Source organism: Cylindrospermum sp. FACHB-282 (assembly GCF_014697195.1).
Classification (GTDB): domain Bacteria; phylum Cyanobacteriota; class Cyanobacteriia; order Cyanobacteriales; family Nostocaceae; genus Cylindrospermum.
In genome coordinates, this window is sequence record NZ_JACJRJ010000054.1 from 1 (window position 1) to 25,584 (window position 25,584).

General features: G+C 42.5%; 28 protein-coding genes. 17 read left to right on the forward strand and 11 right to left on the reverse strand.

Annotation, left to right across the window (positions count from 1 at the left end):
- Positions 1-102: 102 nt before the first annotated feature.
- Positions 103-255, forward strand: a complete 153-nt coding sequence (locus tag H6G32_RS22040) for a hypothetical protein (RefSeq protein ID WP_190461469.1) — start codon at positions 103-105, stop codon at positions 253-255.
- Positions 256-481: 226 nt separating this feature from the next.
- On the opposite strand, the gene H6G32_RS22045 is transcribed toward H6G32_RS22040, so the two are convergent.
- Positions 482-1,162: a tetratricopeptide repeat protein gene (locus tag H6G32_RS22045; RefSeq protein WP_190462170.1), complete on the reverse strand. Its 681-nt coding sequence runs from the start codon at positions 1,160-1,162 to the stop codon at positions 482-484.
- 359 nt (positions 1,163-1,521) lie between these two features.
- On the opposite strand from H6G32_RS22045, the gene H6G32_RS22050 reads away from it, so the two are divergent.
- Both H6G32_RS22050 and H6G32_RS22055 read left to right on the forward strand, forming a co-directional pair.
- Positions 1,522-1,848: a YbjQ family protein gene (locus H6G32_RS22050; protein ID WP_190462171.1), complete on the forward strand. Its 327-nt coding sequence runs from the start codon at positions 1,522-1,524 to the stop codon at positions 1,846-1,848.
- A gap of 297 nt (positions 1,849-2,145) precedes the next feature.
- Complete coding sequence (locus H6G32_RS22055) at positions 2,146-2,763, forward strand: hypothetical protein (protein WP_190462173.1); 618 nt, start codon at positions 2,146-2,148, stop codon at positions 2,761-2,763.
- A gap of 117 nt (positions 2,764-2,880) precedes the next feature.
- On the opposite strand, the gene H6G32_RS22060 is transcribed toward H6G32_RS22055, so the two are convergent.
- The 3 genes from H6G32_RS22060 to sufR form a co-directional block, all read right to left on the reverse strand.
- On the reverse strand, positions 2,881-3,339 hold the full coding sequence (locus H6G32_RS22060) for a YbhB/YbcL family Raf kinase inhibitor-like protein (protein WP_375539815.1): 459 nt from the start codon (positions 3,337-3,339) through the stop codon (positions 2,881-2,883).
- Between the two features lie 233 nt (positions 3,340-3,572).
- The gene (locus H6G32_RS22065) at positions 3,573-3,833 is read right to left on the reverse strand and encodes a hypothetical protein (RefSeq protein WP_190462178.1); all 261 of its coding nucleotides are present in this window, start codon (positions 3,831-3,833) and stop codon (positions 3,573-3,575) included.
- 116 nt (positions 3,834-3,949) lie between these two features.
- On the reverse strand, positions 3,950-4,654 hold the full coding sequence (gene sufR, locus H6G32_RS22070) for an iron-sulfur cluster biosynthesis transcriptional regulator SufR (RefSeq protein WP_190462180.1): 705 nt from the start codon (positions 4,652-4,654) through the stop codon (positions 3,950-3,952).
- Positions 4,655-4,877: 223 nt separating this feature from the next.
- Here sufR and sufB point away from each other — a divergent pair, with 223 nt between their 5' ends.
- The 6 genes from sufB (at position 4,878) to H6G32_RS22100 (ending at position 10,830) form a co-directional block, all read left to right on the forward strand.
- Complete coding sequence (sufB, locus tag H6G32_RS22075; protein WP_190462181.1) at positions 4,878-6,317, forward strand: Fe-S cluster assembly protein SufB; 1,440 nt, start codon at positions 4,878-4,880, stop codon at positions 6,315-6,317.
- Between the two features lie 152 nt (positions 6,318-6,469).
- On the forward strand, positions 6,470-7,258 hold the full coding sequence (gene sufC, locus H6G32_RS22080) for a Fe-S cluster assembly ATPase SufC (protein WP_190462182.1): 789 nt from the start codon (positions 6,470-6,472) through the stop codon (positions 7,256-7,258).
- Entirely contained in the window at positions 7,258-8,628 is a 1,371-nt protein-coding gene (sufD, locus tag H6G32_RS22085) for a Fe-S cluster assembly protein SufD (protein ID WP_190462185.1), read from the forward strand. The genes sufC and sufD overlap by 1 nt, the downstream gene beginning before the upstream one ends.
- Positions 8,629-8,661: 33 nt before the next feature.
- Positions 8,662-9,924, forward strand: a complete 1,263-nt coding sequence (locus tag H6G32_RS22090) for a cysteine desulfurase (protein WP_190462187.1) — start codon at positions 8,662-8,664, stop codon at positions 9,922-9,924.
- 71 nt (positions 9,925-9,995) lie between these two features.
- Entirely contained in the window at positions 9,996-10,196 is a 201-nt protein-coding gene (locus tag H6G32_RS22095; protein WP_242046690.1) for a hypothetical protein, read from the forward strand.
- A 1-nt stretch (position 10,197) separates the two neighbouring features.
- Positions 10,198-10,830: a Uma2 family endonuclease gene (locus tag H6G32_RS22100; RefSeq protein ID WP_190462189.1), complete on the forward strand. Its 633-nt coding sequence runs from the start codon at positions 10,198-10,200 to the stop codon at positions 10,828-10,830.
- A gap of 409 nt (positions 10,831-11,239) precedes the next feature.
- Here H6G32_RS22100 and H6G32_RS26555 read toward each other — a convergent pair whose 3' ends face one another.
- Entirely contained in the window at positions 11,240-11,386 is a 147-nt protein-coding gene (locus tag H6G32_RS26555) for a hypothetical protein (RefSeq protein WP_206757977.1), read from the reverse strand.
- Between H6G32_RS26555 and H6G32_RS22105 the strand changes: the two genes are divergently transcribed.
- Both H6G32_RS22105 and H6G32_RS22110 read left to right on the forward strand, forming a co-directional pair.
- Positions 11,380-11,604, forward strand: a complete 225-nt coding sequence (locus tag H6G32_RS22105; RefSeq protein ID WP_190462191.1) for a hypothetical protein — start codon at positions 11,380-11,382, stop codon at positions 11,602-11,604. The genes H6G32_RS26555 and H6G32_RS22105 overlap by 7 nt on opposite strands.
- 28 nt (positions 11,605-11,632) lie before the next feature.
- On the forward strand, positions 11,633-12,262 hold the full coding sequence (locus H6G32_RS22110; RefSeq protein ID WP_190462194.1) for a HEAT repeat domain-containing protein: 630 nt from the start codon (positions 11,633-11,635) through the stop codon (positions 12,260-12,262).
- Between the two features lie 11 nt (positions 12,263-12,273).
- Here H6G32_RS22110 and H6G32_RS22115 read toward each other — a convergent pair whose 3' ends face one another.
- A complete protein-coding gene (locus H6G32_RS22115; protein ID WP_190462195.1) occupies positions 12,274-12,507 on the reverse strand; it encodes a hypothetical protein in 234 nt (77 codons plus the stop codon).
- A gap of 112 nt (positions 12,508-12,619) precedes the next feature.
- Positions 12,620-13,297, reverse strand: coding sequence for a Uma2 family endonuclease (locus tag H6G32_RS22120; RefSeq protein ID WP_190462197.1), 678 nt, complete (start codon positions 13,295-13,297; stop codon positions 12,620-12,622).
- A gap of 134 nt (positions 13,298-13,431) precedes the next feature.
- Here H6G32_RS22120 and H6G32_RS22125 point away from each other — a divergent pair, with 134 nt between their 5' ends.
- The 4 genes from H6G32_RS22125 to H6G32_RS22145 all read left to right on the forward strand — a co-directional run bounded on the left by H6G32_RS22125 (position 13,432) and on the right by H6G32_RS22145 (position 20,322).
- Positions 13,432-15,036 carry a CPBP family intramembrane glutamic endopeptidase gene (locus H6G32_RS22125; protein WP_190462200.1) on the forward strand — a complete coding sequence of 535 codons (1,605 nt, stop codon included), beginning with the start codon at positions 13,432-13,434 and terminating at the stop codon, positions 15,034-15,036.
- Between the two features lie 1,052 nt (positions 15,037-16,088).
- Entirely contained in the window at positions 16,089-16,364 is a 276-nt protein-coding gene (locus tag H6G32_RS22130; protein WP_190462202.1) for a TM2 domain-containing protein, read from the forward strand.
- Positions 16,365-16,975: 611 nt separating this feature from the next.
- A complete protein-coding gene (locus H6G32_RS22135) occupies positions 16,976-19,600 on the forward strand; it encodes a heavy metal translocating P-type ATPase (RefSeq protein WP_242046691.1) in 2,625 nt (874 codons plus the stop codon).
- 221 nt (positions 19,601-19,821) lie between these two features.
- Positions 19,822-20,322, forward strand: coding sequence for an FHA domain-containing protein (locus tag H6G32_RS22145; protein ID WP_190462203.1), 501 nt, complete (start codon positions 19,822-19,824; stop codon positions 20,320-20,322).
- A gap of 257 nt (positions 20,323-20,579) precedes the next feature.
- On the opposite strand, the gene H6G32_RS22150 is transcribed toward H6G32_RS22145, so the two are convergent.
- Positions 20,580-20,927: a hypothetical protein gene (locus H6G32_RS22150; protein ID WP_190462205.1), complete on the reverse strand. Its 348-nt coding sequence runs from the start codon at positions 20,925-20,927 to the stop codon at positions 20,580-20,582.
- A 1,028-nt stretch (positions 20,928-21,955) separates the two neighbouring features.
- Here H6G32_RS22150 and H6G32_RS22155 point away from each other — a divergent pair.
- Entirely contained in the window at positions 21,956-22,807 is an 852-nt protein-coding gene (locus tag H6G32_RS22155) for a PEP-CTERM sorting domain-containing protein (RefSeq protein ID WP_190462207.1), read from the forward strand.
- 269 nt (positions 22,808-23,076) lie between these two features.
- A complete protein-coding gene (gene thyD, locus H6G32_RS22160; RefSeq protein ID WP_190462209.1) occupies positions 23,077-24,042 on the forward strand; it encodes a thylakoid membrane protein ThyD in 966 nt (321 codons plus the stop codon).
- Between the two features lie 64 nt (positions 24,043-24,106).
- On the opposite strand, the gene H6G32_RS22165 is transcribed toward thyD, so the two are convergent.
- The 3 genes from H6G32_RS22165 to H6G32_RS22175 form a co-directional block, all read right to left on the reverse strand.
- Positions 24,107-24,349 (reverse strand): hypothetical protein, encoded by a 243-nt coding sequence (locus tag H6G32_RS22165; RefSeq protein ID WP_190462211.1) that lies wholly within the window; start codon positions 24,347-24,349, stop codon positions 24,107-24,109.
- 115 nt (positions 24,350-24,464) lie between these two features.
- A complete protein-coding gene (locus H6G32_RS22170; protein WP_190462214.1) occupies positions 24,465-24,893 on the reverse strand; it encodes a tetratricopeptide repeat protein in 429 nt (142 codons plus the stop codon).
- A 76-nt stretch (positions 24,894-24,969) separates the two neighbouring features.
- Positions 24,970-25,326: a HesB/IscA family protein gene (locus H6G32_RS22175; RefSeq protein ID WP_190462216.1), complete on the reverse strand. Its 357-nt coding sequence runs from the start codon at positions 25,324-25,326 to the stop codon at positions 24,970-24,972.
- Between the last annotated feature and the right edge of the window lie 258 nt (positions 25,327-25,584).

The window sequence follows — 25,584 nt, forward strand, 5'->3', positions numbered from 1 at the left end:
TTTAACTCTTCATTTGGATTAATTAAATTTTGCTGGCATCCATACATTTGTTTTGCCTCCTTACCTGTATGCTAACATAAGTGTGTCGTCATTGTGTCATATATGACAAAAAAAGAATTACACATTAGAATTACCGAACGCAGAATGAATAAACTGCGGTTGTATGCTGCAAAAAAAGATACAACTATTACCCAAGTTGTAGAGGAATTGCTTGATACTCTACCTGAAATTACAGATATATTACAGGTAGGCTAAAGCCTACCGAGTCGTTTTTCATCCCCGGTCTGAAGTACGGAGTATGGCGCTGTGCGCCTGTTCCTCCGGGGCTTTCAAACTCCCGTCTGTTTCTTGTAATGGGTAATGGGTAATGGGTAAAACTCATTACCCTCTAGATCAACAACCATAAAACCGACATGATGGTGCGTCCCTCTAACCTAGAAGATATTTTCATGGAATTAACGGGATGCGAGTTAGATTAACCTCACACACCTAACTCTCGCAGCATGGCTTCTACTCTATCTACGCTATCTGAATCATTGCCCCGCTGGTATAAATCACGAGCTTTTTGAAGCACGCTGTTTGCTTGTTTGGCTTGCCGGCGCTTTTTAAACATTGAACCCATCAACTCATAAGTGCGGGCATTGTTCTTATCCAGGTTAATTGCTTGCTCATAAGCCCACATAGCTGATTCATAGTCACCCAGAGTGGATTGCGTCACACCTAATCCCAAATAGGCATTAACATTGTTGCGGTTCAGCTGGATGGAGCGACGGTAAGCTTCTTTAGCTCCTGGGGTGTCTCCCAGATTACCTTTGATATAACCCACAGCGTAGTAAAAATCGCCATTGTTGGGATCGATGGCGATCGCCCGACGGTAAGCAGCTAAAGCCTGAGGAAAATTATTTTGTTGGGCATAGGAGTAGCCAATCCCAGAATAAATTTTGGCATTCCTGGGAGCTAGACTTGCGGCTTGCTGATAAATAGCGATCGCTCCATTATAATCACCAGCATTTACTAGCCTCCGTCCTTCTTCCAACAGTTGCTTTAATTCAGAGTCGCTGGCTTGCGCCATCAATACCTCAGCCTGAGCAACCGAGGGTATTGTGGTAGCGATACATCCTAATAATAGGACACTAACTACAAATGATGCTTGTTTGTACATAGTCAAGTTTCGATTATTATCAGGAGCTTTTTTCTTGTACATTAAAACAAAAATATTGAGTTTTGAAAACTGTATTTACTCACATTTACGAAATATTAATCAGCCTGGAAAATTTGTTTTCTCTAGTTAGAATCATTACTCCGAGTATCTACGTAAAAATCAATGGTCGTCAATTATCAATAATTTAGAGATATCTGGCGGCTGATGGGACTTTTTTTTGAAATTAGCCAGGGAATTTTCAACTGAGGATCAACTGTAAACGTGAAGTTTCCCTTGAGTTCCTGCCTAATGCTCAGGGATACCAAAACTGAGCGCCTGGTTGTATTCTAAATCTAGAATGCAATTTGTGAGGCTAATTTATGCTTTTAACTACCACTGATGTAATTCAAGGGGCTGTGATTCAGTCATACTTAGGTATTGTAACTGCTGAAGTCGTCTATGGTAGTAATTTCCTGCGGGATTTTTTGGCTAGCATTCGAGATATTGTTGGTGGACGCACCGGTAGCTACGAGCGTTTATTTGAGCAAGGACAACGAAAGGCACTTGAAGAATTAGAACAACGGGCCCTGCGTTTAGGCGCAGATGCTGTAATCGGTATTCAAATTGATACTGGTACAATCAATGTTGACCAGTCCGGAGTTTTGTTGCTGATTACTGCTACAGGCACAGCTGTAAAAGTTCGTTAAATAAGAGCGTTTATGCTCGTTGCAGCCAAAATAAAAATTTTGATAAATTCCTCCTAAAGTCTCATTGAAATTTGAATTTTTATTGATATTTTTTAGGAGATGATCATCGATAAAATATCAAGATTGACTAAGTTAGATTGAATATTATTGCTCTCTGTAATCTGTTATGACTACAGACAGAGCAACTAACTCTTTCTATTGATAGATAATAAATCTCATCACCAGCAATTTAATTTTAAATATAAGCATGAATATACCTGAACAACTTTGCTGAAATAGCAAGGGAGAAAATAAAGTATGTCATACATAAATCGGGTAGGTGATGATCTTATTCCTCCTGAGCCAGCGATCGCATCTCGAGTTAGTGAATACCGCGATCGCGTTCGCTGGGGGCCGATAATTTCCGGCGTTTTAGTTGCTTTAGCCACTCAATTTATTTTGAGTTCCTTGTTTGGCGCAATTGGTGCAGGCACAATCGCCCAATCAGGCGCACCAAGAACAATTACACCTGAAATTGCAACTAACGTGGGGCTGTGGTCAACTGTCGCGTTGTTGATTTCCCTATTTATTGGCGGTTGGGTGACAACCCGTGCTTGTGGGCCAATGAACCGCAATACCGCTCTCCTCAACGGCGCAATTCTCTGGGCAACTACTTTAGCAGTTAGCTCTTTCCTGTTAGCAAATGGAGTGTGGGGTGCTTTTGGTGTTGCTGCTCCCAATACTGCGGTAGTGATCAACCAGGTACCACAACAAAACCTACCGAGACTCACTGCTGAACAAGCCCGCGATATTGCTGCTGCAACCTCTAGAGCTTTATTGTGGTTTGTATTTGGTTCCTTGTTGGGTTTAGCCTCAGCGCTGATGGGTGCAGTCGTCGGTGCTCGCACTCCTCGTACTAACAGTTATAATCCGTAACCATCCCTTTCCTCCCATTCAAAATGCAAAATTCAAAAAAAAGATTTGAATTTCCCCAAAGGGGGTTAACATATTCAATTTTGAAAGCACCTTGTGGAAAAAGGTGCTTTTTATTCTTTAACGCTGGCGTTTGTAGCGTCCAATTAATTCTGACGAAGCCAAAACATGACCCTCCATTGCTGCCAAAATTTGGTTTTTGCTAGCACCTGCTGCTAAACGCAACTTTTGATCTAGGGCATAAAGTCGAAAAAAGTACCGATGGATGCCACTGGGTGGACAAGGGCCACCATAACCAAATTTGCCAAAATCATTTTTTCCCTGGACGCCGCCATTAGGTAGAGTTTTGATCGAGGAAATTTGCTCTGGTAGTTGGCCAGCTGTAGGGGGAATGTCATAAACCACCCAATGAACAAATATCTTTCCAGGTGCATCTGGATCATCCACAATTAATGCGAGGCTTTGTGTTTCTCTGGGGACTTCATCCCAGATCAGGGGTGGAGAAATATCTGCACCATCACAGGTGTATTGTGCAGGAATTAACCCATTATTTTCAAAGGCGCTGCTTGCCAATTTCATGCTTTTCGCCTCCTTTTTTAAGAGACTGTTATTGCCAGCAGAACTACAACTAACTAGAGATAATTCTACTAATCCAAATATAGCGAAGCTTTGACTGATAAAAAATCGCCGTCCACTCATACCAATTTGGGATTTTAGATTTGGGGTTGGGAATACTGATGGTTAGGCTAACAATTCCCAATTGGGTATCATATATTATTTACGGTCATCAATGCCTAATATACTCATTAGGCTCACCACTTTAAATATGCAGCTTCAATTCCTTGCTCTCGCCTAATTTTGGCATCTTTCTCAAACCAGGAAATTATTTGCTTTGTTGTCAAATCTTCAATAGCAATACCGTAATCTTGGGCGATATGCTGCAAAATCCTCAAGGATGAAATTGTTAGTCTGGTTAAAAACTTTTCTGGGGAAGACAACAAAGCAGCATCTACCTTTGCTGACTCTTCCAGGGTTAAAAATTGTGTTGGCGATTGATGTGGTGCTATATCCATATTAAATAATTAAAAAATCCCAATTAAAAGTAACTTGGCTGCTGACTGTAGGCAAAACTTGACAATATCCATTTTACCTACAACTTAATCTTAAAATCAGGTTATTTAGGGAACTTTTACTTTTGCGTTTGTACCAAATAGCCGCAGCGATGTTCGCCGTTGATAATCCAGTGGGTGCGCTCCACTGTACAATCGGGGAGAACTGCGGCAAACATTTCTAGTTCATGACCGCAGACGCTGGGGAAAGATTCAGCAACGTTGGAAATCGCGCAGTTATGCTCCATTAAAATAAAGCATTTCCCTGGTGGGGAGTCATTCTCCTTTACAGAGTGACACTCCGCCATGAAGCCTTCAGCTTTTCTTAGTTCTACTAAATTTGCCACACGTTCTTCCAGGGAACCATTACCCAAACGTTCCCGATATTCTTGGGCTTTGCGCTCCCACTGTTTTTGTAAAATCGATTTAACTTGGTCACGGCCAACGGTTTCCGCTAAGGTATCCAGCAGGGAAACGGCAAATCCGCCATAGCCATTACCAAAGCTATCACCTCCAGCACGGCGTAGGCGTTCACTTTCATTGCGACGTAGGCGATCGCGTCCCTGATGACTCAATTGATAAATATGCTGCGGACGCCCCATCCCCGCCTGTTCTGGCGTTGAGAACAAAACTAGATCCTCCGTCTCCAAATCCTTGAGATGGCGACGAATCGCTTGGGGACTAACTTCTAAAATGGCCGCTAGCTCAAAAGCCGTTGCTTGTGAGTGTTTCAGCAGATACTCTAGGATATCTTGCTTCGTTGAGGACTGGTGGGTAGTCGCCATCTTCGTCCTAAAAAATTTCTGAGAAAATTTGACTTTAACAACATTGTTGTTGTTAATCTAGCGTAAAATGAAGATAGTTTAAACAACAGCCCCGTTGTTTTACTCTCCACATCTATATTAACAGCCGTGTGACCACTCGGTAACACGAAAGGAGAATCGGCTAGCTACAGCCCGTCTCCCATCCTTAAAGAGATTTAGAACCGAACACAAGAGACAACTACCGATGACTGCCACTGTCAAAACCTTAGTCAACCAACCCTACAAGTACGGCTTTGTCACTGACATTGAAGCCGACACGATTCCGCGTGGACTAAACGAGGACGTGATCCGCGTGATTTCCGCCAAAAAGAATGAGCCGGAATTCATGCTGGAATTTCGCCTCAGAGCTTACCGTCAGTGGCAAAAAATGACGGAACCGACTTGGCCCAGCGTCAAGTATCCAGCAATTGACTACCAGAATATCATCTACTATTCAGCACCGAAACAAAAGAAACAAAAGCTGAACAGTTTGGAGGAAGTTGATCCCACCCTCCTAGAAACCTTTGAAAAGCTAGGCATTCCCATCACAGAACAGAAGCGCTTGGCAAATGTCGCCGTTGATGCGATTTTTGATAGCGTTTCCATCGCCACTACATTTAAGGACAAACTAGCCAAAGACGGGGTGATCTTCTGCTCGATTTCCGAAGCACTCCAAGAACACCCAGAACTGATCAAAAAATATCTGGGTAGCGTCGTCCCCGTGGCTGACAACTATTTTGCCGCCCTCAACGCTGCTGTCTTCTCTGATGGTTCCTTTGTCTACATTCCTAAAGGCGTCAAATGTCCGATGGAACTCTCTACCTACTTCCGCATCAATTCCGGCGATACCGGACAATTTGAGCGGACTTTGATTGTCGCTGAAGAAGGTAGCTATGTTTCTTATCTAGAAGGTTGCACTGCGCCAATGTACGACAGCAACCAGCTACACGCTGCTGTTGTGGAACTGGTGGCCTTCGACAATGCCGAAATTAAATACTCCACTGTCCAAAATTGGTACGCGGGAGATGTCAACGGTAAAGGCGGTATTTATAACTTTGTCACTAAGCGCGGTTTGTGTCAGGGTGTAAATTCTAAGATTTCCTGGACTCAGGTGGAAACTGGTTCGGCAATTACTTGGAAGTATCCTAGCTGCGTTTTGGTTGGTGATAACTCTGTGGGTGAATTCTATTCGGTGGCGCTGACAAATAATATGCAGCAAGCTGATACCGGTACTAAGATGGTTCATATCGGTAAGAATACTCGCAGCACAATTATTTCTAAAGGAATCTCTGCCGGTAAATCTAGTAATAGTTACCGGGGTTTGGTGAAGGTTAATCCGACGGCTAAAGGGGCTAGAAACTATTCTCAATGCGACTCGATGTTGATTGGGGATAATGCCCATGCGAATACTTTCCCTTATATTCAGGTGCAAAATCATACTGCAAAGGTGGAGCATGAGGCTTCTACTTCTAAGATTGGGGAAGATCAGCTTTTTTACTTCGCTCAACGAGGTATTTCTCCTGAAGATGCTATTTCGATGATGATTAGCGGTTTCTGTAAGGATGTTTTTAATCAGCTGCCGATGGAGTTTGCTGTGGAAGCTGATAAGTTGTTGAGTCTGAAGTTGGAAGGTTCTGTTGGGTAATTTCGGTGTTTAGTTGCGGTGGGTATTAACGTAGACGCGTAGCGGCGTGCCGCAGGCTACCGCAAAGGGCGCACGCGCGCAGCGATGCCCAAAGGGCTGTAGAGCGCGAAGTAAGAAGAGAAGAGAAGAGAAGAGAAGAGAAGAGAGAGAACATGATTATTGAAAATAGTGAAGTTGTGCTGTCAGTCAGGGATTTGACGGCTGAGGTTGATGGGACGCCGATTCTGAAGGGTGTGAATTTGGAAGTTCGCTCTGGCGAAGTACACGCGATTATGGGGCCGAATGGTTCTGGTAAGAGTACTTTTTCTAAGGTGTTAACTGGACATCCGGCTTATAAGGTGACTGGTGGTGAGGTGATTTTTCAGGGGCAAAATTTGCTGGAAATGGAACCGGCACAAAGGGCTAGAGCGGGTGTGTTTTTGGCGTTTCAATATCCTCTGGAAATTCCGGGTGTGAGTAATTTGGATTTCTTGCGGGTGGCTTATAATTCCCGTCGCAAGGGGCTGGGTTTGGATGAGGTGGATGCTTTTGATTTTGATGATTTGATTGAGCAAAAGTTGGATGTGGTGAAGATGAATCCCTCTTTTCTTAGTCGTAGTTTGAATGAAGGGTTTTCTGGTGGTGAGAAGAAGCGAAATGAAATTCTGCAAATGGCTCTGCTAGAACCAAAGTTGGCAATTCTTGATGAGACTGATTCGGGTTTGGATATTGATGCTCTGAGAATTGTGGCGAATGGGGTAAATCAGTTGGCAAATTCAGATAATGCCACAATTATGATTACTCACTATCAGCGTTTACTTGACTATATTATTCCTGACTATGTTCATGTAATGGCTAATGGGCAAATTCTGATGTGCGGCGGTAAGGATTTGGCGCTGGAGTTAGAAGCTCGTGGTTATGACTGGATTGTAGAAGATGCTGCGGTTGGGGTGGGTGTGTAATGTCTATTCAAGTTTCTCCCAGCGCTGTTTCTAACTCGGATGCCGTCGGTTTAACATCTGCTTTAGTAGATAGAGATGCTTATCTGACTAGTTTGTTAAATGATGTAATTGCAACTAAATCTGAGGGTTGGTTGCAGGAGTTACGCCAAGACGCCGCTAATTGGGTACGTCACTCGACTATCCCCACTACCCGTGAGGAAGAATGGCGTTTTACTGATTTGTCAGAATTGCGAAAGGTGCAATTTAATTTAGGGAGGTTAGATACAACTTCTCTACAGCCTGATATTCTCCCTGAAGCTGCTAATAGCCGTTTGGTGTTTGTAAATGGCGTTTATGCGCCGGAGTTATCGGCTGTTGCAGATTTACCACCGGGAATTGTGGTAAGTAATTTGGCTCTTTTGGATGATTATCAAGTTGTACAGCCTTTTTTAGCCCAATCTGAGGGTGCTAGGGAGGTGTTTACTGCTCTCAATACCGCAGGGTTGACTGATGCGGCGGTGGTGTTGGTGGGTAAAAATGTGGTGGTTGAAACACCTATTCATCTGCTGTTTGTTTCGGTTGTGGGTGAAACGCCGACTTTTTCTCAGCCTCGTTGTTTGGTTGTGGCCGAAAGTGGTTCCCAGGTGACTTTGGTTGAGGAGTTTAGGGCAGGCATCTTGCCTACCCCACAAGAGAAAGAGGGGGTTTACTTCACTAATGCGGTTACGGAAATTTGGCTGGCTGAAAATGCCCAGGTGAGTCACACTAGGGTTGAGATGGAGGGCGCAGGGGCTATTCATGTGGGCAAGACTGCGGTTACTCAAGCTCGTGATAGTCGATATACTTGTTATGCGATCGCTTTTGGTGGCAAGTTGACGCGGCACAATTTGGAGATTTTGCAAGCTGGTGAGCAAACCCAAACTACTCTCAATGGGTTGACGATGATAGGTTCTAAGCAGTTGGCGGATACTCACAGTGCGATCGCTCTCAATTATCCCTACGGTGTGAGCAAGCAATTGCATAAGTGTATTGTAGGCGATCGCGCTCATGCAGTGTTCAACGGCAAGGTTTTTGTCCCCAAACCGGCTCAGTTAACCGATGCGGCTCAGTTAAATCGCAATTTGCTACTATCACCCAAAGCGAGAATTGATACCAAACCCCAATTGGAAATTACTGCGGATAATGTGAAATGCGCTCACGGTGCTACCGTTAGTCAGTTGGAAGATGATGAAATATTCTACCTGCAAAGTCGCGGCATTGATGAAAATGATGCCCGCAAGCTTTTAGTTAATGCCTTCGCTGCCGAAATCATCAACCAAATACCAGTTCCCTCTCTGCAAACAATCCTGTTAAACACAGTCAATAGTCTTAAGTCTATATCTAATGACTAATGACTAATGACTAATAACTAATGACTACTTACAATGACTTTCACACCTACCAAAACCCTAGCCGATAAAGTTCGCGCTGACTTCCCAATATTACGTCAGGAAGTTAACGGCAAAACTTTAGTTTATCTGGATAATGCGGCAACATCACAAAAGCCTTTATTCGTATTAAATGCCCTGCGGGATTATTACGAACAGTACAACTCTAACGTGCATCGGGGTGCCCATACCCTCAGCGCTAAAGCTACTGATGCTTATGAAGGTGCTAGAGATAAAGTTGCTAAATTTATCAATGCTGCATCCCGTCAAGAAATTATTTACACCCGCAACGCTAGTGAGGCAATTAACCTAGTAGCCTACAGTTGGGGAATGAGCAATTTACAGCCTGGAGATGAGATTATTGTCTCGGTGATGGAACACCACAGTAATCTAGTTCCCTGGCAGTTTGTGGCGCAAAAAACGGGTGCAGTTCTGAAATTTGTCGAACTGACACCAGCAGAAACTTTTAATTTGGAACAGTTTAAACAACTGATTTCTGAAAAAACAAAATTGGTGTCTGTAGTTCATGTTTCTAACACTTTGGGTTGTATTAGCCCAGTGGAGGAAATTGTCGAAGTTGCTCACAGATACGGTGCGAAAGTTCTCATCGATGCTTGTCAAAGTGTCCCCCATATGCCTATCGATGTACAGCAAATAGGCTGTGATTGGTTGGTAGCTTCGGGACATAAAATGTTAGCTCCCACAGGCATAGGCTTTTTATACGGTAAATTAGAAGTACTGGAATCTATGCCGCCGTTTATGGGTGGTGGTGAGATGATTGCAGAGGTGTATTTAGACCATTCCACCTACGCAGAATTACCCCATAAGTTTGAAGCGGGTACACCTGCAATTGGGGAAGCGATCGCACTTGGGGCAGCGGTAGACTATCTTAGTAGTATTGGTATGGATAAAATCCACGCCTACGAAGCAGAATTAACCGCTTATTTGTTCCAACAATTAGAACAAATTCCCCAAATTAGAATTTACGGGCCTAAGCCAAATGCAAAAGGTGAAGGTAGAGCCGCTTTAGCAGCATTCACCGCAGAAGGTGTCCACGCTAACGACTTATCTACATTATTAGATCAAGAAGGCATTGCCATCCGTTCTGGACACCATTGCACTCACCCATTACACCGTTATTTAGGTCTTCCCGCAACCGCACGGGCAAGTTTATCTTTTTACAACACCCGTGAAGAAATTGATGTTTTCATCAAAGCACTGAAAGAAACCCTTGACTTTTTTGCTGGTTTCCTTGATTAGTTTTGATAATGTTCCTATGCTAATTGTGCCACTTATTATTAACCATATTTGGCACAATTTAACTAACTGAAATGTTAGCAGCTAAATTGTTTAATGAACGCGAGGGTAATAACATTCAGACAATTTATGGAACTGTCACCACAGGAACTAACTGGAAATTTTTAAAACTGATTGGGCAGGTGGTTGAAATTGACTTGAGCGAATATTATATTAATGATATAGGTAAAATCATCGCAATTTTATCTAGTATCCTGACAGAAGAAGTATTGTAATATGCTTGTCAAGTCAACCCCTGCTGAACAAAGAACAGTACTACATAACGTTAGCTGGGATACCTTTGAAGCCTTACTGAGAGATACAGGTGAGGATAGAGGTTCTCGGTTTGCTTATGACTGCGGTACTTTAGAAATCATGACTCCACTTTTTGAACACGAAAACCCGAAAATTCAATTTGACCGCTTGATATTTTCTTTAGCCGAAGAACTAGGCATTGAAGTTAGAAGTGCTGGTTCCACAACCTTGAAGCGAAAAGTATCTAAGCGGGGAATAGAACCAGATAATTGCTATTATATCCAGAATGAACCAGCTATTAGAGGGAAGCTAGAACTTGATTTAAAAACTGATCCCCCTCCTGATTTAGCAATTGAAATTGATATTACCAGCAGTTCAGTTAATAAATTTAATATATATTCAGCCTTAGGTGTAGCTGAACTTTGGAGATATGACGGTGAAGTTTTAAAATTTTATCGATTGGTAGAAGGGCAATATATTGAATGTGAGTTTAGTACTGCCTTTCCTCTAGTTTCAGTAAGTGATATCAGCAGATTTATTCAGCAAAGTAAAAGTATTGGAGAAATCGCTTTGCTGAAATCTTTTCGCGCTTGGGTGCGGGGGAAGATAGGGTAGTTTGCTTATTGGTAGATTAGGTATAGAACGATACAGGTTAGTTAAGCCTAAAACTCAACGTCTACGTAGGTTGGGTAGAGGAACGAAACCCAACATTTGTTTGTTTCTATTTATATGTTAAAATATTATTGGCGATTCAGTTCCCTAGTAGAACTAATCATTACAGCGGCAAAGCCTTTAGAAGAGTTTCTCAGCACATATAAAGAGGAAAAGCTAGGGAAACAAGCTGGATTTCTGAAACTCTGTAGATAAAGTCTTGCTATTTCGCTGAAGTTGGTGTGTTCTGGCAAAAACAGTTAAAAGCTACTGCTACATCTGCGGGTTATACGCTGTGTAGAGTGGTTGATACTGCACAACTCCATCATGCATATTATAGTTTTCAATAACTGAAAGCTAAAATTCCTATGGTTTAACGCCAGAATCTACTAGCTTTAGCTGCTAATCGCTTGTTAGCAAAGCTACTACCGCTTTGGAGTTGCTGTAATTCTTCACTCTTCTCACGATTACCTCCAGTTGTGGCAAAAATAGCCACACCCAACGGAGTTATAAATGGCAAGTCAACAAGCGAAAAAGGCAATTAAAATTTTGACACAATATGAACGGTTAGCAAATAAATATCGTTTAAGGCTATCAGATGAAAAAATCCAAGAACTTAATCTTTTACGCGATAATGGATTAATTAAAATATCTAATCTTCCTGCCAAGTTAGGTAGAGAGTTTCCCGGTGAGTTTCGTGATATGAATCTTAATGAAATCAGAGCTTACGAGGAGTAATATTTAGTGAATTATTAGGAGATAGAGAATGAGTTTTTACCCAGAACTCGATCATCTGAGCCTAGAACAGCTAATCAAGCATTTTCGTCTTCCTCCACCTGAACGCGAAGATGCTGTACTTTACTTTCAAGAAATAGCACATCTCATCGCTACAAACGGAGAAGATGGGGTAAAATTCTTATGGCAAGAAAGTGATAAAGCAAATACAGAAAAGTTGCAAGCTATTCTGTTTGCACTGACAGAAACGCCACTTCAACATCCTTTTGTTCAACCTGAATTATGTAAGCTGCTTGTTCGTTATCTCCATGATGAACGTCCATTAATTATTATGGAAGCAATAGATAGTTTAAGTAGGTTAGGAGTAATAGGAAGCGTCAAGTCTGTATTAGGTTTGCGAGAACATTCTTCACCTTATGTCAGAAGTAGCGTTTTGCGGTTTATGCGGACTTTATATCCAGAAAAAGCCTTACCTTTATTAATAGAAAGCCTGAAAGATCCTGATTATATAGTGCGTGAAAGTGCGGCTGATGAATTAGGAGAATTAGACTCTGTAGAAGCAATTCCTTTTTTAAACAGTTTAATTGAAAAAGACCCTCATCCTGATGTGAGACAAGCTGCTCAAACAAGTATAGATTTAATCAGTTCCGTGGCTTGTTAATAAAAATCGCTTTATCTATCATATAAATCTTCCCTACGGAACGAGAAATTATCAGCAACTAAACCGACAGGATAGGCTGAAAATTTTAACGTTTTTGATTTATCTTTTGCTACTAATTGTTCTGAAGCAACATTTTCATTAAGAACTATGACTACTTGATATCCACCTGCGGGGATATCTGGAGGTAATTGCACTGTGATTTGACCATCTGGGGTAACATTCACAACTGTTTCTATTTTTTTCATCACCTTTTATACTCAACAACATCTATCAGTTAAAGACTTAAAACAACTACATACATTAGATTTGATGGTATCGGAGACTTGTACCTTTTACAGTAATGGCTGGGAAGTTTAATCACGCCAAATTATCAGGATTTATCCCTAACTTTCGCAACTCTTCTGCTAACCTTTCGGCGCGTTGTTCAGCAGATATTGCCCGTTCTTCAGGTGACAAATATCTCACACCTTGCTCGTCGTACCAATATAACCAATCCCGCGTAATTCCTTGATAGGTTCCCCGTTCATAACCAATTGCTAAACCTATCTCTGGTAACCAAACAGGATTTCCTGGCTGTAATATATATGCGCCATTTACCAAGCGATAAACTTCTAAAGGTGATTTTCTGCGACGTTGAGGATTATAGATCACATAATATAAAACCTCCATCTCAGCATATATTTTCTTTTTGTCGGTATATTCACCGCGTCGTCTGTGAGAAACAATTTCTAACGCCATAATTGGCATTACCTTTTCTTCCCACAATACATAACTTAAACGTAAATTCTCATCAAAAACTCGCTCAACTCCTAAACTCAAAAAACCATCGGGTACAATTGGTGGCTGTTCGGGAACGTAGTAAATACCCATATCAATGCCAAAAAACCAATCCATGCGACTTGACCAGATCCAAGCTAGGATGGCTTTGAGTAAACTGGGAATTAAATCTTGTAGTTCATTATCCACAGGTGTATAGTCGGAGTCAGGTAGATCCTCGGCGGAGGGTAAGCAGTGCAATGGGTTGTAATTTAACATGGTGGGAATGCCAGAAACAAACGCAGACTTATAGTAAACTTACAATATTGATCATATCTATCCACATAACTGCTTTTTCTTGCGATAATTTCCAAGGGGCACGCGTGGCCCATTGGTTAGTGAAAGGGGGATAGATGACACTTAAGCGGTTGCTTTTAATTGCGCTGACGCTGCTAGCACTCTGGATTTCCAGTATTTCTTTATTCAGCAGTTGGCAAAAACCTCAGTTCCAAAGTAACTTGGAATTTTACCAAACAAACATTGTGCTGCAAGCGCAGTCCTGGCAACCAGAAGATAGTAATGACGAGAATTTCCAGGCAATTCGGAAATTTATAGTAGACGAGAAACCTCTGGAAAATGCTACCAAGCAGTATCAGGAAGCGCTGCAATCTGTTCAAACTAATTTAGACAAAGCTAAAAAACAACTAGCAGAACTGCCATCTCAAGAAGTTTCTGCTCCCACACAAACTAACCCCCTACCGGAAATCCCTCGTGCTACCAAAATTTCTGGACAGGGACAGCAACAACAGTTACAGCAGTCTGTTAAGCAACTGCAAAAATTGCTGGATGTATTAGAATTGCGTTTGGGAATTTTGCAAGCAAAGCAGGGAGAGACAGCTAGCGCCATCAGTACTTGGAGCGAATTAGAAAAGCGCTCAGATGTCAATCCAGAATTTGGGCAAACGGCGATCGCATTAAGCGGACTTTGGAGCAATCCCCCCCGTCTTTTACCAAATGCTCAACAGCTGATTCAAAAGAATTTAGAAGGTTGGTTTCGCTCTACAGCTTTGATTCAGCTATATCAACTCCAGCAACGCCAAGAAGCTTTAGCAATGGTGAAAGCTGCACAGCAAGAAGCTGCTGCCCAATCGGTGGTGAAATTAGCGCTGATTGCCACAATTCCCACCTTGTCAGCTGTAATCGGCATGATCCTACTAGTTTTTCTAGTTGGAGAGCGCTTGGTAAAGGGAAGAGAGGCTTTATTAGCTCAAAATGGCGATTTAGCTTGGACAACTCCTTGGGATTGGGAAACAGTTTTACAGGTTTTCGTCCTCGGCTTTTTATTGATGGGGCAACTCTTTGTCCCCACATTGTTAGCGCTTCTCCCGATCCCGCGTTCTGCTGATGTGCGAGTTCAGGCTATTTACGTGTTGATTAGTTACTTGATGGTGGCTTCAGGGGCGCTGTTAGTCCTGTATTACTCGATTAAGCGCTTTTTTCCGCTACCAAAATCCTGGTTTGCCTTTAGTCTCCAAGGTAATTGGTTTTTGTGGGGACTGGGGGGCTATTGCACAGCTTTACCGATAGTGGTGTTGGTGTCGTTGATTAATCAACAACTATGGCAAGGACAAGGTGGTAGTAATCCGCTGTTGCAACTGGCCCTAGAAAGCCGAGATGGTGTAGCCTTGGGGATATTTTTCTTTACAGCTGCGATCGCCGCCCCATTATTTGAAGAACTTCTGTTTCGCGGCTTTTTGTTACCTTCCCTAACTCGTTATTTACCCGTGTGGGGATCGATTCTTGTCAGTAGTTTGTTATTTGCCGCTGCTCACCTCAGCTTGTCAGAAATTTTACCCCTAACGGCCCTGGGCATTGTTTTGGGCGTAGTTTACACGCGATGTCTGACTACAAGCCCCTCCGGATCTACGCGCAACCTCTTTGCTCCTATGCTCCTCCACAGTCTTTGGAATAGCGGCACATTACTCAGTTTGTTCATTTTAGGTAGCGGCAATAATTAATACTATTTCAGTACAGTTGCAAAAAATAGAAATACTTGCTTATATCTGCATATGTAACATCAATTTACTGGTTATAATTAGCAATCAGCAGGAATAAATTCTAGCTTCGGGCCAAATAGACCAATGGCAAAAGTAACTTAAACAGTGCTGTTAAACAAATAACAACGTATTAGGCTAAGTACTTAATTGCATCTGCATTATTTTAGCCATCAGTGGCTAAAAGAGGAGGTTAAAAATCTAGTTTGCACCTATGGTAATGGGGATCAGCAACTAACTGTGGCTGCGCTCCAATTTAAAGTAACCAAAGTTCTGATGTCTGACAACAAGCCGCAACCCTACCCTTCCACTTTCTCGAATGGCAGGGCACAACTTGCCAGGAGTTACAAAAATCGGGAAGATTTCCTGTATAGGTCTGCCCTGAGATGCCAACAAAGTGTATCCTCATCATTGCTATGAAATAAAAAAAATCCGGACATAATGATGTACTTGTAGAAAGTATTACGATATGGCAGTTTTTGCCGATTATTGGGGTCAATTCTCTTCAAGACAATGTCTAGTTGAGAAATCTGCCAGTCTCCTGCTGTGTTGGTATTTGTAACCAAACCTACCAACAATTATTGAGGAGCGTGATAGTTTCAGGTGATATCCCAAGACCTCCTTCATCCTCTGCTTCCAGTCTTACCTCTGGAATTGTGGCACATTAATTTTGGCTATTTATTCTGGGAATATGCTTTGATTAACAGAAGCATGAAAAGGCAGTCCGTAGGAGGGAAACTCCATAAATTCAGGGTTTTTAAACTTTTGAGGCCGAAAAGGAAGCGCTACGGCTCTCGAAATACATTTTTTTCGGCTTTTCATCAATAAATTTACTCACTCTAAAAGAGAGTAGCAGAGGGCAAAAAATATATTTTCTTCCTTCTGCGGACTACCTCCTAGCCTCTGCCTTTCTTTGGTAAAAATATATTTAGCAACTAAATATATTTGCTGATTTTATTACTAGAATAAAGACCTTAATTTTATACTTCATAACTATACAAGGAGCAGCACTTAATATGGCGAATATTAACCCCTCTCACGCTACTAAACAACTTCTAGCTGGTTATTGTGGCATTATTTTTGGTGGTTTTGGGGTGCACAAATTTATTCTCGGTTACACCTCAGAAGGTTTTATCATGCTATCGATTTCCATAGTTGGGGGTACTTTCACCTATGGCGTTAGCTTGCTGGTTATGCAACTGGTAGGTTTGATTGAAGGCATGATTTACTTGAACAAGAACCATGAAGAATTTGTTGATACCTACTTTGTGAATAAACAGGGATGGTTTTAGCAATTCTTATTTGGGGCTAAATATTCTAAATATATAGTTGCAACGGCTATTCTTAAAGCTTGTTAGCCTGTCTACTGCAATATTTAAATCATCAAAAATATCCTAGCTGCCTGACTATGACACAATCTTGACCATAATAGGAATTACGCACACTCTACGAATTCTTGGCGAACAGGGGCGTCTTAGCGGTTAGATAAATTAAGGTTTTTGGCGATTTTTGCCTAAGTCCTGCATAACTCCCGGTTGCTAGGCTTATTTATGAATTGGTGAAAATTCAGAAAACTATTTTTGATGAAAAACTCTAATTTAGACTGCCATGTTAACTATGAAACGTAAACAACTGACCTGGGGCCTCTTTGTGTTAATGGGCTTTGGGTATTTCAGTGCTATGTCTAATTTAGAAATACACTATATTTTGAAAAGCATGATTGCTATCATGCCAATCCAGGGGTTAGCTCTGATTTATGTGACTTATATAAATTGGCGCCGTCGATAACTTAATAAACTTAATATAATTTACATTTAGTCATAGCTGCGAATTTCGCCTACGCTCGAAGTAGAGACACTTTTTGTCGGGCGTTAAATTTTTCTAGCGAACCTAAACACTTGCCATGCAACTTGTCCCAAAAACTAAGCTTGCCCCAGAATCTGCCCCGATCACAGAAAAAATTATTCTAGATGTTGGGGGCATGAAGTGTGCTGGGTGCGTGACGGCAGTAGAACGACAGCTAACCCAATATCCAGGAGTCAAGAGTGCCTGTGTGAACCTCGTAACAGAGGTAGCGGTGGTGGAATTGGAAGATGGCGCAGTAGATGCAGATGCACTCTCCAAGCAATTGACAACAGCGGGTTTCCCAACTCAACCCCGGAAATCTGCTAACAAAGTAGCAGGGGAGACATCCGCCCTAGAAGACCCAGCAGCACGAGGACGCCGAGAAACCTTGGCGGCAATTAGGCAATTGGTGATTGCTGGGGTATTGCTGGGGTTATCGGGAATTGGACATTTTGGTAACATGGGTAGCTCCGTGTTACCGATACTGAATAATATCTGGTTCCACTGTGGACTGGCAACTGTGGCGCTGCTATTTCCCGGTCGCCCGATTTTAGTAGATGGCTTTAGGGGCTGGCGGCGGAATATGCCCAATATGAATACCCTGGTGGGCTTGGGAACCCTGACAGCCTATACTGCTAGTTTGGTGGCGCTGTTGTTTCCCCGAATGGGTTGGGACTGCTTTTTTGACGAACCAGTAATGATGCTGGGTTTTATTCTTTTAGGACGGACATTAGAACAACAAGCCAGAGGTCGCGCCGCCACCGCATTTAGACAATTGCTGGCACTCCAGCCACAGGTAGCACGATTGATTGTCAACCCAGACGCCGAGAAAATAGGCGCAGGGGCAACTATCGTCGAGGTTCCCGCGGAGCAGGTGCGTGTTGGTGAATGGTTACAGGTGCTCCCAGGAGATAAAATACCCGTTGATGGTGAAGTTCGTTTTGGGCAAACAACGGTTGATGAATCGATGTTGACTGGGGAATCTGTACCAGCAATTAAGCACCCAGGAGATATAGTGACAGCGGGAACCCTCAACCAGTCGGGTGCGATCGCTATTCAGGCAACACGTACCGGAGATGAGACAACTCTGGCGCAAATTGTCGCTTTGGTAGAAGCTGCCCAAACCCGTAAAGCCCCGGTACAAAAATTAGTAGATATAGTAGCTGGTTACTTTACTTATGGTGTGTTAACGGCTGCTTTATTAACATTTGCTTTTTGGTATTTTTTCGGCGTCCATCACTGGCCTAATCTCACCATGTCAGGTGGTATGGAAATGATGGGACACTCATATCTCCCCACTCAGCACTCCCCACTACTAGTTAGCTTAAAATTAGCGATCGCAGTCATGGTAGTCGCTTGTCCCTGTGCTTTAGGACTTGCCACCCCAACGGCTATTCTTGTAGGAACTGGTATGGGTGCAGAACGCGGTTTGCTAATCAAAGGCGGCGACGTCTTGGAAAGAGTACACCAGCTAGACACTATAGTTTTTGATAAAACCGGCACTCTTACCACAGGTAATCCCACAGTTACAGATTGCCTGGTATTTGAGGGACTTTTGACTGAGGACAAGGAGCATAATCGGGAAATTCTCCCTAGTCTTCTCCCAATCCCTAATTCCCAATCCCTTCTCCAACTAGCAGCAGCGGTAGAAAGCGGCACTTATCATCCATTAGCAAAAGCGATTAGAGCCGAAGCGCAACGGCAAAAGTTATCAATCCCCGATGCTGTGGACTTTCACACCGAACCAGGACTAGGGGTATCTGCTGTTGTAGAAGGCATAAGTATCCTGTTAGGGAACTGGGACTGGCTGAGTTGGCACGGAGTTGCTATTAGTGAAACTGGACAACAGGAAGCTCAGAGATTGGCAGCAGAAGGTAAAACAGTCGTTTATGTGGCAGTTGGCGGGACTTTAGCCGGATTAATTGCCATTTTTGATACCCTGAGACCAGATGCTCAAGCAGCTGTAAATCAGTTGCAGCAGATGGGTTTGCGGGTAATGCTGCTGAGTGGCGATAGATTAGAAGCAGCTAGTGCGATCGCTAAACAACTGGGACTAGATAGCGCCGATGTTATGGCTGGTGTCCCCCCAGCAAAAAAAGCTAGTGCCATTCAAGCTCTTCAGGCTGGGGAGATGGGGAGAATACCCAATCCCAAATCCCAAATCCGTCTGGGAAAGTTTACTTCCCTGGGCAACCCTCCTGACACGCAAGTTCCGACAACGGGGCAGCAGTCCGCACAACAGGAAGAAAATACCCAAGGGGCTGCCTTGGGAAAAAATCCAAGGGGCTGGCTTAACTTTGGGCAAAATCCACAATCCGTTGTCGCCATGGTAGGAGATGGGATCAATGATGCTCCAGCTTTATCCCAAGCAGATGTCGGAATTGCTTTACACTCTGGGACGGATGTGGCAATGGAAACCGCAGAAATTATCCTGATGCGGGATCGCTTAAGTGACGTTGTCCAAGTAATTCAGCTTAGTGGTGCTACATTCAACAAAATTCGCCAGAATTTATTTTGGGCTTTTGCATATAATACAATTGGTATTCCCCTAGCAGCCGGTATATTTTTACCCAGTCTAGGTTTTGTTCTTAGTCCATCTAGTGCTGCTGCATTAATGGCTTTTAGCTCGGTTAGTGTCGTTACCAACTCAGTTTTATTACGGCGGTTTGTTTATCGCCCATAATATCCTCCATTGGAGGTAATATTTCCAGGCAAAAACCTAAGATTCCATATCAGGTTAAACTGAGTGATTAGTTAGGTGTTACCCATCTCACAAAATCTATTTAGACTCCTCTCGGAGCAAAGATAACCACAAGAGTAGTACAACAATGTTCTACTCATGCCTTGGCAATATGCAATTTCAATGCTTATTCGATTCAGTACCACAGATTTTAGTGCGCGAGAATGGCAGGCAAAGAAACTCAAAAAATCTTAATTCATCAAAGTTCCCACAACCATAGTAACTATCTGTCAATGGCAGCAGACAATGATGAGAACCACCTACTGATTATTGAAGATGATCAAGGTCGCAAAGAGTTTCCTCTGGAAAACTCCGTCTATTCTATTGGTAGAGACCGCGACTGTGACATCCGTTTGATGTCGCAGTTTGTCTCCCGTCGCCATGCCACATTAGTCAGATTGCCACGAAGGCATAATAGTCTTAGCTATTATTACCGGATTGTAGATGGCGATGCTAAAGGGCGGCCTAGTTCCAACGGTCTGATGATTAACGGACGCAAGATCCCAGCCTATGACCTGAAAAATGAAGACGAAATCGTTTTCGGCCCTCAGGTACGCGCTATTTATTACCTACTAAAAAATTCTCAGCGTGCAGGGCAAACTGATTCTAGTGAGTATGACATTACATTAATAAACCCTGGCATGACTGAAGATATGGAGGACTGACAATATACCAATTTAGGTTTGTTTCGACTATCAACTTACCAAAAAAGGTAGAGGGCAGAAGACAGAAAATAGATGTTTTACCCTCTGCCAAACTCTTTTAAAGCCAGTAAATTTATTGATAAAAAGCCGAAAATAGATATAATCCGAGACCCGTAGCCCTGGGGTTCGACATCAAAGGTTTGAAAACCCTGAATTTATTTATGGGGTTTCCCTCCTGCGGGCTGCCTTCTCATAATAATCCCCCGACTTCAAGACAGCTATCCCGCAAAATTTTCAATCAGATGCCAATGACGACTATGTTCAATGGCCTGCTTGATCAATTCAAACAGTTGTCGGCAGTGATTATCAAGCTGAAGTGGTAGTTCCTCGTTTTTAACTACAATACTTATTCGGGTTTCTGTTGCGGTGGCTGTTGATTGATCAATCAAAACTTCCACGGCGACTAACTTAGAAAAGGAAACATTACCAGGAACCTCACAAGCCATAATGTAGTCGGCTGTGTAGTATTGAACATCCAACTGACAGTCTTGTAGCAATTCTATAAGTAGTGGCTGAAGATGATCACTGGGGATAGAAACAATAAATGAACAGGTATAGCGAGCCATAATAGCCCCACGCCTTGCAACACTCCGTCCATCCTATAACACTGAAGCATGGATTCGGTAAGTAATGATTAGAATTGGCACTCCTCGCGTTCAATCGACGGGGATTCTTGAATCTAAGACATAACTTGCTTCATCAGGTTTTATCTCTCCAAGGGTTGCTTGCATCGTTCGACTGAGCGCTCACGCCGAAGTCAAGTGCAAAGATGCCGATATGCTGCTCTGAAAAACTTTTCTATAACCAGATAAATCTCGATAAACCAGACATGAAATAGTTTTGGTGTTCTCTTCCTGCTTCCCACGGTCCGCAATCCGATACCATCCACAGGCAAATCACTTTTTACTTCAGTACATAAAGATTGCAGTACATACGTTCGGATCTCATCCAAATACATACCGCTATAAGAATCTTTATTACAGGGAAGATGCTCTCAAAGCCTTAATAAACCGTGATCATGAAACCTTAAAGAAGGTAGAAACTTTATTGTTATGATCACACAAATCAATCGCTAGAGCACATTTTGGTTCCATTACTACTCCCTCGCAGTATCAAGCTAAATTGTAAACTTAGTACAAATTCTTAGAGAATTTTATGTAAACTCCCCACCGGCATTGGCGGAAATCTAGTATATGTAAAGAATAGGTTACACAATAAGCTACGTATTTTCCCGGCTTTTAACCAATTTGAGATGGAAAAAACCAGTTCTACCACCACTTTATCTGCCATCAAAAAAAATTTAGGTTCTTCAGTAAGTATTATGCTAAAAATACTCATTAAAACCTTGTAGTGCATACTATGTAAGGAAAATCTGCTTTATTTTCAGCAGTATTTGACTTTTATAGTACTTGAGTATTTTGGCAATTGTATAAAAATAAACTTGGTTGTTTAACTAATGGTTTGGCATAACAGATATTGAAGAACCAAAATTTATTGATGGCTTGGCGTAGACACTATTAAAACTTAGGCATGGGAAGCATTAATAGTCTTGTTGTCGAGAATCTATTAAAACTAATTTGGAATAACAAAGTTTATGGCCACTTTAAATATGATGAAGCAGTTCTCAGTAGCTGCTGTTGGATCTGCAATTTTTGTTGCTGGAAGTCTTCTGATGGTACAGAAACAGGCAGATGCAGCGACAATAGGTGTGTTTGGCAGTACGGATGGTACCAGTACAGTTAATGGCTCTGGATATGTAGCTAATCAACTTGCAAATTTAGGACTTTTTGACGCTGTTAAAGTACTCAACGGCAATGAAAATGCAGCTACACTGGCACGATATGATGCCATTTTATTTTACACTAACGGTGGCGCCGACCTAAGTTATTTTGGGAATAAATTGGCAGACTACGTAGACGCTGGAGGTAAACTGGTGGTCTCAACATTTGCCTATCAAACTAGTTATTTTCATAATCTTGGGAGGCTTGTTACAGACGGATACTTGCCTTTCCAAAATTATCAGGGTAACTACTACAATGTTACTTTAGGCCGTTTTAACCCCAATCATCCCATCATGCAAGGCCCACTTTCAATTAAGTCAGTAGGTGGCTATTACCATGATAAAGTCGATCTCACACTAGATGCGGAATTGGTTGCTTCGTGGAGTGATGGCAGCCCGTTTATAGCTGTGGATCGTGGGTCAAAAGTTGTGGGAATTACACTTTTTCCAAAGAATTTTTCTCCAATAATTTCGGGAGCTTCGGGAGATTACAATAACGTTTTTGGTAATGCACTATATTTTGCTGCCAACCAATCTAACGCTCCCACTGTCCCAGAACCTTCTACTATTGTGGGTTCAGCCATAGTTTTAGGCTTTGGTAGTTTCTTAAAGCGAAAATCATTTCAGAAACAGGCAAAGAACAAATCTAAAGTTTCATCGAGTTAAACTAATGCCAAGTACATCTGATGCCGCCCAAGGAAATTTAACAGCATTGGCTACCTATAGCAATCCTATTTGATTTGTGAACATAAAGTTAGTCAGATACCCGACTTCTTAGAGAAGTCGGGTATCTTTGTGTTCACAAATGATTTAGGACTGCTATAAAATCTTTACTAAAAGCAATTGATAGCTGTAGTGACCTGCAATTATAGGTGGCGTATATAGCTCAAAAATTGGTAAAAAACTTTAAAATAAGGGTTTGTTAGAGGTGGAAAATGAAAGTAGCAGTTACTGGAGCAACAGGATTTGTGGGTAGTCGTTTGGTAGAACGACTCCACGGGGAAGGTAATAGAGTATTGGTGTTAACCCGAAACGCTGCCTTTGCTCAAAAGGTTTTTCCCTCTTCTTCCTTCCCCAATCTAGAAATAATTGCCTATACCCCTGGTGTATCGGGTTCTTGGCAAGATGCAATTGCTGGTTGTGATGGTGTAGTTAATTTGGCAGGAGAACCCATAGCTGAGGGACGCTGGACACCAGAACGCAAGCAAGCAATCCTCAATAGCCGCCAGCTAGGTACACAAAAAATAGTGGAAGCTATAGCTAAGGCTAGTCCCAAAACGGCAGTCGCTACAACCCTAGAAACCCCCGCAACGGGCTGCGTCCCTAGTGTGTTAGTCAATGCTTCGGCTATTGGCTACTACGGCACCAGTGAAACTGCTACCTTTGATGAAATTAGCCCGAATGGTAAGGATTTTCTCGCCCAAGTCTGCCAAGCTTGGGAAGCAGAAGCGCAACTGGTGAAAGATGCTGGTGTGCGCTTGGTGATTCTGCGCTTTGGTATTGTTTTGGGCAATGGTGGTGCTTTGGAAAAAATGATTACTCCTTTCAAACTCTTTGCTGGTGGGCCTATTGGCAGTGGCCGCCAGTGGTTTTCGTGGATTCATTTAGATGATATGGTTAATCTGATTCTGGAAGCTTTAACTAAACCAGAAATGGCAGGGGTATATAATGCCACTGCCCCTAACCCCGTCCGGATGACAGAATTGAGTCAAACTATGGGAAAAGTGATGCATCGCCCGAGCTGGTTGCCTGTTCCGGCTGTAGCACTCGAAGTTCTTTTGGGAGATGGGGCAATAGTTGTCTTAGAAGGTCAACAAGTCCTTCCCAAGCGCACTTTAGAATCAGGCTTTAAATACCAATATCCTAATTTGCCATCAGCTCTGACACAAATTATTCAATAATGTTGAGTTGTCAGTTGTCAGTTTTTTGTTTTTTGCCACTGACGACTGACGGCGAAACTAATTACTAATCAGTGAGAAATTTTTTGGAAATCCAACTGGAAATGCCGCTGACAATGGCGCCTCCCATCAAGATACCTATGGCTGGGTTAAATAGAGGTTGCCAGAGTTGATGCCACAAATCCAAACCCAGGTTTATGCCGGCGGCATCACCAATAGCTGCGATCGCTAACCACCCAAAGCCCAACAGAACCAGGAATACATCCGCAACTAAAATTAGGTTTAGCCAGTTTAACAATTTATCTTTCATCTTGTGAACTTCTAGAGTAGGTCATCTGTAATAGGTAGTTGGGAAAAAGGTAATTAGGGAAGATAAAAAACCATTACCCATTACCCATTACCTATTACCCATTACCCATTCCCAATTATTTTTCAAATAGCCAGGCTTTGACTTTTAGCAAACTCTGCCAATCTGGTTTTCGGCTTAAACCATCTTCAATGCTGTTTTTAATTTCATCCTGCCATTCTTCGTTGACAAACATCAACTGTTGTGCAAAGTCGATGTGTTGCCGCAAACCTTTTTGTCCTGTTTCCAGCATGGCTACGGCGAGGTTAACCCTGGCCTGTGGGTCTTGTGGGTTGATCTTGACTGCCTTTAGTGCAGCTTTATAAGCTAGGTTGGGCTTGTTGTCGAGTAGATACAACCACGCCAAACAAATCCAAGCCGAGCCGATTTTGGGAGCGCGATCGCAAACTTCTTTAAATACAGGGATTAAAGAATCTGCTGCTTCTCCGGCTTTATAGCGTTCTAATCCTGTATCAAACAGGGATTCAACTGTATTTGTATTAGTCATTAGTCATTAGGCATTAGTTGTTAGTCATTAGTCATTAGGCAAATACAAATGACTAAGGACAAACCAAAATCTTACACTATACGCCAAAAGACTTACCACAACCGCAGGTTTGAGAGGCGTTAGGATTAGTGAATTGGAAACCGCCGCCGATCATCGCATCGCTAAAATCGAGCATCAAACCATAGAGATACAACAGACTTTTGCGATCGCTCACAATTTTGAAACCCTCATAGTCAAAAACTTCATCCTGAGGGGTGATCTTGCTGGTGTCTTCAAAGTCCATCATGTAAGACATCCCAGAGCAGCCGCCTTGACGTACTCCTACCCGTAAACAGAAATCTGTGCCTTGCTTGTCTCGGAGGGATTTTACCTGGCGCAATGCTGATTCGCTCAACTGAATTCCCCGTTGTTGAGGCTGAGTCGCTTGTGTCATCTGCTGTTTCAACTCCTTAATTGGTCTGACTATATACCCTGTAGAGGCTTTTTAGTGTCCCTGGGTTACCCTTCAGTTTTTGGATCTATTCTAGCGACATTAGCGCCTCTAGATACCAAATTGTCAACACTCCGTTAAAAGCAGCTACAGATTTTTATCCTAGAATTGAGAGATTCGGTGTGTTTAGAGATTCGGTGCTTTTGGAGTTTAAGCCTTGTAGCAGTCTGAGCAGCAACTACCCTTCAGGTGCAGCTAGGA

Excerpts from the sequence above, each read along its gene's own strand:
- H6G32_RS22040 (WP_190461469.1), top strand. The coding sequence starts at position 103 with ATGACAAAAAAAGAATTACACATTAGAATTACCGAACGCAGAATGAAT.
- H6G32_RS22045 (WP_190462170.1), bottom strand. The coding sequence starts at position 1,162 with ATGTACAAACAAGCATCATTTGTAGTTAGTGTCCTATTATTAGGATGT.
- H6G32_RS22050 (WP_190462171.1), top strand. The coding sequence starts at position 1,522 with ATGCTTTTAACTACCACTGATGTAATTCAAGGGGCTGTGATTCAGTCA.
- H6G32_RS22055 (WP_190462173.1), top strand. The coding sequence starts at position 2,146 with ATGTCATACATAAATCGGGTAGGTGATGATCTTATTCCTCCTGAGCCA.
- H6G32_RS22060 (WP_375539815.1), bottom strand. The coding sequence starts at position 3,339 with ATGAAATTGGCAAGCAGCGCCTTTGAAAATAATGGGTTAATTCCTGCA.
- H6G32_RS22065 (WP_190462178.1), bottom strand. The coding sequence starts at position 3,833 with ATGGATATAGCACCACATCAATCGCCAACACAATTTTTAACCCTGGAA.
- sufR (WP_190462180.1), bottom strand. The coding sequence starts at position 4,654 with ATGGCGACTACCCACCAGTCCTCAACGAAGCAAGATATCCTAGAGTAT.
- sufB (WP_190462181.1), top strand. The coding sequence starts at position 4,878 with ATGACTGCCACTGTCAAAACCTTAGTCAACCAACCCTACAAGTACGGC.
- sufC (WP_190462182.1), top strand. The coding sequence starts at position 6,470 with ATGATTATTGAAAATAGTGAAGTTGTGCTGTCAGTCAGGGATTTGACG.
- sufD (WP_190462185.1), top strand. The coding sequence starts at position 7,258 with ATGTCTATTCAAGTTTCTCCCAGCGCTGTTTCTAACTCGGATGCCGTC.
- H6G32_RS22090 (WP_190462187.1), top strand. The coding sequence starts at position 8,662 with ATGACTTTCACACCTACCAAAACCCTAGCCGATAAAGTTCGCGCTGAC.
- H6G32_RS22095 (WP_242046690.1), top strand. The coding sequence starts at position 9,996 with ATGTTAGCAGCTAAATTGTTTAATGAACGCGAGGGTAATAACATTCAG.
- H6G32_RS22100 (WP_190462189.1), top strand. The coding sequence starts at position 10,198 with ATGCTTGTCAAGTCAACCCCTGCTGAACAAAGAACAGTACTACATAAC.
- H6G32_RS22105 (WP_190462191.1), top strand. The coding sequence starts at position 11,380 with ATGGCAAGTCAACAAGCGAAAAAGGCAATTAAAATTTTGACACAATAT.
- H6G32_RS22110 (WP_190462194.1), top strand. The coding sequence starts at position 11,633 with ATGAGTTTTTACCCAGAACTCGATCATCTGAGCCTAGAACAGCTAATC.
- H6G32_RS22115 (WP_190462195.1), bottom strand. The coding sequence starts at position 12,507 with ATGAAAAAAATAGAAACAGTTGTGAATGTTACCCCAGATGGTCAAATC.
- H6G32_RS22120 (WP_190462197.1), bottom strand. The coding sequence starts at position 13,297 with ATGTTAAATTACAACCCATTGCACTGCTTACCCTCCGCCGAGGATCTA.
- H6G32_RS22125 (WP_190462200.1), top strand. The coding sequence starts at position 13,432 with ATGACACTTAAGCGGTTGCTTTTAATTGCGCTGACGCTGCTAGCACTC.
- H6G32_RS22130 (WP_190462202.1), top strand. The coding sequence starts at position 16,089 with ATGGCGAATATTAACCCCTCTCACGCTACTAAACAACTTCTAGCTGGT.
- H6G32_RS22135 (WP_242046691.1), top strand. The coding sequence starts at position 16,976 with ATGCAACTTGTCCCAAAAACTAAGCTTGCCCCAGAATCTGCCCCGATC.
- H6G32_RS22145 (WP_190462203.1), top strand. The coding sequence starts at position 19,822 with ATGGCAGGCAAAGAAACTCAAAAAATCTTAATTCATCAAAGTTCCCAC.
- H6G32_RS22150 (WP_190462205.1), bottom strand. The coding sequence starts at position 20,927 with ATGGCTCGCTATACCTGTTCATTTATTGTTTCTATCCCCAGTGATCAT.
- H6G32_RS22155 (WP_190462207.1), top strand. The coding sequence starts at position 21,956 with ATGGCCACTTTAAATATGATGAAGCAGTTCTCAGTAGCTGCTGTTGGA.
- thyD (WP_190462209.1), top strand. The coding sequence starts at position 23,077 with ATGAAAGTAGCAGTTACTGGAGCAACAGGATTTGTGGGTAGTCGTTTG.
- H6G32_RS22165 (WP_190462211.1), bottom strand. The coding sequence starts at position 24,349 with ATGAAAGATAAATTGTTAAACTGGCTAAACCTAATTTTAGTTGCGGAT.
- H6G32_RS22170 (WP_190462214.1), bottom strand. The coding sequence starts at position 24,893 with ATGACTAATACAAATACAGTTGAATCCCTGTTTGATACAGGATTAGAA.
- H6G32_RS22175 (WP_190462216.1), bottom strand. The coding sequence starts at position 25,326 with ATGACACAAGCGACTCAGCCTCAACAACGGGGAATTCAGTTGAGCGAA.